The 4593-nt window shown below is 67.5% G+C and carries 4 protein-coding genes and 2 pseudogenes; 2 read left to right on the top strand and 4 right to left on the bottom strand.

Annotation, left to right across the window (positions count from 1 at the left end):
- A pseudogene (locus tag P7D22_RS22375) lies at positions 1-267 on the top strand (hypothetical protein); the annotation flags it as partial.
- Positions 268-623: 356 nt separating this feature from the next.
- On the opposite strand, the pseudogene P7D22_RS23605 reads toward P7D22_RS22375, so the two are convergent.
- The 4 genes and pseudogenes from P7D22_RS23605 to rimP form a co-directional block, all read right to left on the bottom strand.
- Positions 624-776, bottom strand: a pseudogene (locus P7D22_RS23605) (translation initiation factor IF-2 associated domain-containing protein); the annotation flags it as partial.
- Positions 777-859: 83 nt separating this feature from the next.
- Entirely contained in the window at positions 860-1522 is a 663-nt protein-coding gene (locus P7D22_RS22380) for an RNA-binding protein (protein WP_319936464.1), read from the bottom strand.
- 5 nt (positions 1523-1527) lie between these two features.
- Positions 1528-3165, bottom strand: a complete 1638-nt coding sequence (gene nusA, locus P7D22_RS22385) for a transcription termination factor NusA (protein ID WP_319936465.1) — start codon at positions 3163-3165, stop codon at positions 1528-1530.
- A 33-nt stretch (positions 3166-3198) separates the two neighbouring features.
- A complete protein-coding gene (gene rimP, locus P7D22_RS22390) occupies positions 3199-3906 on the bottom strand; it encodes a ribosome maturation factor RimP (RefSeq protein WP_319936466.1) in 708 nt (235 codons plus the stop codon).
- Positions 3907-4099: 193 nt separating this feature from the next.
- Here rimP and P7D22_RS22395 point away from each other — a divergent pair.
- A partial coding sequence (locus P7D22_RS22395) for an MFS transporter (protein WP_319936467.1) occupies positions 4100-4593 on the top strand: 494 nt, incomplete at its 3' end.

Below are 4593 nucleotides of genomic sequence, written 5' to 3' on the forward strand. Positions count from 1 at the left end.
GTCCGGGCCTGCGCGCCGGTGGCGGGCGGCACCGGACGGGCTGCAGGGGCCGGAGCCGGACGCGCCGCCACGGGCTGTGCGGGACGCACGGGCGCCGCCGTGCTGGCCGCACGCTGGATCGGAGCGGAGCGCACGGGAGCGGAAGGTGTCGAGGTAGGCGTCTGCCGCATGGCCGGTGACGCAGAAGCCGTGGGCGTAGCGGGAACAGGTGCCGGGGCAGAGATAGGTGCCTCGACGGGTGCCGAAGCAGCCACAAGTGCGGGCTGAGCCGCAACGGGCTCAGGGGCAACCACCGACCGCGCGGGTGCAGGCGCCGGTGCAGCAACAGCCGCCACAGGCGGTGCCGCAACGGGCGCAGGCGCAGGCGCCACGACGGCCGGCTCGGGCTGTGGCTCGGCGCGAGCCATCGGGGGCGCGAGCGGCGGCACGGTCCGGGCCGGCATCGGATTGGACAAAGCAGCGGCTCGCTTCGCAGCCTCGGCCGCGGACAAGACCGGGCGGGCGCCAAGCGGGGCGCCGGAAGACGACGGTGCGGCGGATCGGGACGGAGGCGTCACCGGCCTGGACGACGGAGCCGCCGTAACCGTGGGGGCTGGCGCAACCGGCTTGCTCGGAGTGATGACACGCGTCTTCACCTTCTCGACCACGACCTGCTTGGTGCGGCCATGGGAGAAGCTTTGGCGAACAGTCCCCTGTTCCGCCGGGCGCTTCAAAGACAATGTCTTCGTGCCACTTACAGAAAGAGTCTTATCACCAGAGTTATTCGGATCACTCATCTAGTCACTCGTCCCAGGGCCGAGGCCCACCAATTGGCACGGACGCCCGCGACGCCCGAGATGTCTCACGAAAGCGCTTCGGCTTATCCAACGCTGGATGGCGGCCGTGGGCCGCGAAACCGTTCCAAACGTCGTGATCGTGAGATGAAACCTTTGCTCGCCACGCCAGCGGCAAGCGAGGCGTGTATCACATGTGTGCGTCCCAAAGCCAAATCCAATTGGCCGGACTCAAATATTTGCACGCGGCTGAGGGACGCGGCGGCCTCACCGAGGCGGCGTCGCAGGGCTGCATCAAGCTTCCTCAGTCCGTCTTCGGCGGCCTCCCTGGCATGGATCAAGCCGGCCAGCGCCGTTTTGGCGATGGCTTCCTCGACCTTGCTGGTTCCGCATGTCACGAGACCGGCCTTGTTGGCCAGCGATAGCGCCTGCAGTGCATCGGCTTCTAGCAGGAAACCCACCTGCTCGACAAGATCGACCGCGATCGAAACCTCGGCCTTGAAACTGCGGCCGAAGCTTTTGCGACGGATGGCGAGCTTCACGGTTTCGGCATCGGCCGACACCCAGGCGCCGCGCCCGGGCAATCGGGCGCGGATGTCGGGCACGACGCCGCCCTCTGGCCCGATCACGAAGCGGATCAGGCCTTCCTTTGGGCCGGAAACGCGCGTGACGATGCAGGTGCGTTCCGGGTCCTTGCTGGTGAGCGTGTCGAGCTCGACCGGCGTGTCGTCAGCAGCGGCGTCGCTCAAGGGTGTCAGGCCTTCTCGGCCTCGTGGCCATCCTCGGCCGCACCAGCGTCCCCGGCTTCTGCCTCGCCCTCACCCTCGGCTTCTTCCGGCTCGACCTCAGGATCGACCCAGCCGACAAGAACCCGGGCCCGCATCACCAGCGCCTCGGCATCCTCGCGCGAAATCTCGATGCCCTCGAAATAACCGTCGTAGCGCACGGCTTCAGGGCCTTCGCGCTCGGTCCAGCCCACAAGGTCGTCGGTAGCGCAGCCGGCCAGGTCTTCGATGGTGCGAACGTCGTTCTCGCCGAGCTTCACCATCATGGCGCTGGTCAGCCCTTCAACCTCGCGCAGTTCGTCCGCCACGCCGAGTTCACGGCGGCGGCTGTCGAATTCTTCCTCGATGCGGGCCAGGTTGTCACGGGCGCGGGTCTGGATTTCCTGCGCGGTATCCTCGTCGAAGCCCTCGATAGTGCCGAGTTCGTTCAGGTCCACATAGGCCAGCTCTTCGACCGTGCGGAAGCCTTCGGACGCCAGCAGCTGCCCAACCGTCTCGTCGACATCGAGCGCCGCCATGAAGATCTGGGTCCGTTCGGCGAACTCCTTCTGCCGACGCTCCGATTCTTCTTCCTCGGTCATGATGTCGATGTCCCAGCCGGTGAGCTGGGACGCGAGGCGCACGTTCTGGCCACGGCGGCCGATGGCGAGCGACAGCTGGTCGTCGGGCACCACCACCTCGATGCGGGCCGAATCCTCGTCGAGCACCACCTTGACGACCTCGGCTGGCTGCAGGCCGTTGACGATGAACGTCGCGGCATCGGCCGACCAGGGGATGATGTCGACCTTCTCGCCCTGCAACTCGTTCACCACCGCCTGCACGCGCGAGCCGCGCATGCCGACGCAGGCGCCCACGGGATCGATCGAGCTGTCGCGCGAGATCACGGCGATCTTGGCGCGCGAGCCCGGGTCGCGGGCCACCGCCTTCACCTCGATGATGCCGTCATAGATTTCCGGCACCTCCTGCATGAACAGCTTCGCCATGAACTGCGGATGGGTGCGGGACAAGAACACCTGCGGCCCGCGCTGCTCGCGGCGCACGTCATAGATATAGGCGCGGATGCGGTCGCCCGGCTTGAAGGCTTCGCGCGGGATCAGCTCGTCGCGGCGAACGACGGCTTCGCTGCGACCGAGGTCCAGCACCACGTTGCCGTATTCCACCCGCTTGACGACGCCGTTGACGATTTCGCCGATCCGGTCGCGGTAGTCGTCGTATTGACGATCGCGCTCGGCCTCACGCACCTTCTGGACGATGACCTGCTTGGCCGATTGGGCCGCGATGCGGCCGAACTCGAAGGGCGGCAGCGTTTCGGAAATCCAGTCGCCGACCTGGGCGGCCGGATTCTTACGGCGGGCCTGGTCGAGCGTGATGTGGACGGCGTCGTTCTCGACCTCGTCGACCACCAATAGCAGGCGGGAGAAGCGGAATTCGCCGGTTTTCGGGTTGATCTCGGCCCGTACCTCGGTTTCCTGGCCGTAACGCGAGCGCGCCGCCTTTTGGATCGCGTCCTCCATGGAGGCGAGCACGATCGAGCGGTCGATGGATTTTTCCCGCGCGACCGCGTCGGCGATCTGCAGAAGTTCGAGCCTGTTGGCGCTGACGGCCATGGGGATGCTCCTTGATTGAAGGCTGGAGGCGCTTTAGCGGCGCTTCCGCACCTGAATACCTGCGGGAAGAACGGGCTTGGCCTTGTTGCGGCTGGCAAAACGGCCAGGGCCACGGCGGGCCGGCGCCTCGGGGTCGGAAGGCGGGTCTGCGGGATCGTCGCCCGTGGGCTCGGAGGCCTTCTCGGCTTTCAGCGACTCTCGGATCAGGGCGTCGGTCAACACCAGTCGCGCATCGGCGAGGTCCGCATAGGCGATGGCCACCGTGTCGGGCTCGTCGGCCCGTGCGTCGAGGCGCTTCAGGGTCAGGGTGTCGAGCCGGGCTTCGACCAGCAGCCCCTTATATCGCTTGCGGCCTTCGACAGGGTATTCGAGCTCGATCTTGGCCTCGTGCCCGAGGGCGCGAACGATGTCCGAGCGACGCACCAGGGGGCGATCGATCCCCGGCGACGAGACTTCCAGCCGGTATTCGCCGGCGATCGGGTCGTCGAGGTCGAGCACCGGCGACAAGGCCTTGCTGGCCGCCTCGCAGGCATCGATCGTCATGGTGCCGTCCGGCTGTTCGGCCATAATCTGCAGCGAGGACGGAACCCCGGCGATCTTCACCCGCACCAAACGTAGCCCGAGATCCTTCAGCACCGGTTCGACGATGCGGGCCACGCGGGCGCCGACACCCGTTTCCGTTGTGAAGCGGGGCTCGTCGAGCGTGCCGTCCGGCACGGCTTCAGGGTGGTTGGAATCCATGGTCATCCGCGGTCGCGATCCGGTGGTCTAGGGCCGTAAACGCCAAAAGAGCGGGTCCGGCAGGAGCCCACTCTTCCAAGATCTACCGGATCGCTTGTTATTGCTATCTACATAGGCGAGGCGAGTCGGATCTGCAAGCGGCCGCACGGGCGTTTCGGAGCGGGTTGCCGTACCATCCCCAAGAGGCGCGGCCATGGATCAAGACCAGCGGCGTCTCGACGGCGCGGTGCAGGACAGGGCAGGAACGCGCAACGTCGCACTGTTCCTGTTTGGCTTCACGGTGACGCTGAGTGGCAGCGCCATGGTGCCGGTTGCCCTCACCTTCGCTGTGCTGGGGCAGGGCGGTGGGCCGGGCGAGGTCGGGGTCGTGCTCGGCGCCGAAACCTTGGCCCTGGTCGTGCTGCTGCTCGTCGGCGGCGTGGTGGCGGACCGGCTGCCCCGCAAGCTCGTGATGGTGACGGCAGATCTCGCGCGCTGCGTCGGGCAGGCCGTTCTGGCGGCGGCGCTCTTCGCCGGCCATGCGTCGCTGCCGCTGCTGGCCGGCATGGCCCTGGTGCTCGGGGCCGGGCAGGCCTTTTCGGCGCCTGCCTTGTCGGGGCTGATCCCGGGCCTGGCCGAGGCCGACCGGCTGCAGCGCCTCAATGCGGCGGTCGGCATCGCGCGGTCGGCCGCCCAGGTGGCCGGGCC

The sequence above is a fragment of the Lichenihabitans sp. Uapishka_5 genome (assembly GCF_033947565.1).
Lineage (GTDB): Bacteria > Pseudomonadota > Alphaproteobacteria > Rhizobiales > Beijerinckiaceae > Lichenihabitans.

Coding starts and splice junctions, on each gene's coding strand:
- nusA (WP_319936465.1), bottom strand. CDS start 3,165: ATGGCCGTCAGCGCCAACAGGCTCGAACTTCTGCAGATCGCCGACGCG.
- rimP (WP_319936466.1), bottom strand. CDS start 3,906: ATGGATTCCAACCACCCTGAAGCCGTGCCGGACGGCACGCTCGACGAG.